This is a genomic window from Actinomadura barringtoniae, assembly GCF_017573505.1.
GTDB classification, from domain to species: Bacteria; Actinomycetota; Actinomycetes; order Streptosporangiales; family Streptosporangiaceae; genus Spirillospora; species Spirillospora barringtoniae.
Genome location: NZ_JAGEOJ010000070.1, coordinates 1 through 459, shown reverse-complemented (window position 1 = coordinate 459; position 459 = coordinate 1). Strand labels below are relative to the sequence as shown.

General features: G+C 68.4%; 1 protein-coding gene. It reads left to right on the top strand.

The genetic code is table 11. The features are described 5' to 3' along the window. Positions 1-459, top strand: a 459-nt coding sequence (locus J4573_RS53440; protein ID WP_208264193.1) for a lipoyl synthase, incomplete at both ends; no start/stop codon positions are given.

Below are 459 nucleotides of genomic sequence, written 5' to 3'. Positions count from 1 at the left end.
ATCGGTGGTGACCAGTGCACCCGGCGGTGTGACTTCTGCCAGATCGACACCGGCAAACCCGCCGCCCTGGACCGCGACGAACCCCGCCGCGTCGCCGAATCAGTCACCCAGATGGGACTCAAATACGCCACCGTCACCGGCGTCGCCCGCGACGACCTGGACGACGGCGGCGCCTGGCTGTACGCCGAGACCGTCCGGCAGATCCACGCCGCCATCCCCGGCTGCGGCGTCGAACTCCTCATCCCCGACTTCAACGCCGACCCCACCCAGCTCGCCGAAGTCTTCGGCTCCCGCCCTGAAGTTCTGGCGCACAACGTCGAGACCGTCCCGCGCATCTTCAAGCGCATCCGGCCCGGCTTCCGCTACGAGCGTTCCCTGGACGTCATCACCCAGGCCCGCGCCGACGGACTGGTCACCAAGTCCAACCTCATCCTGGGCATGGGCGAAACCCGCGACGAG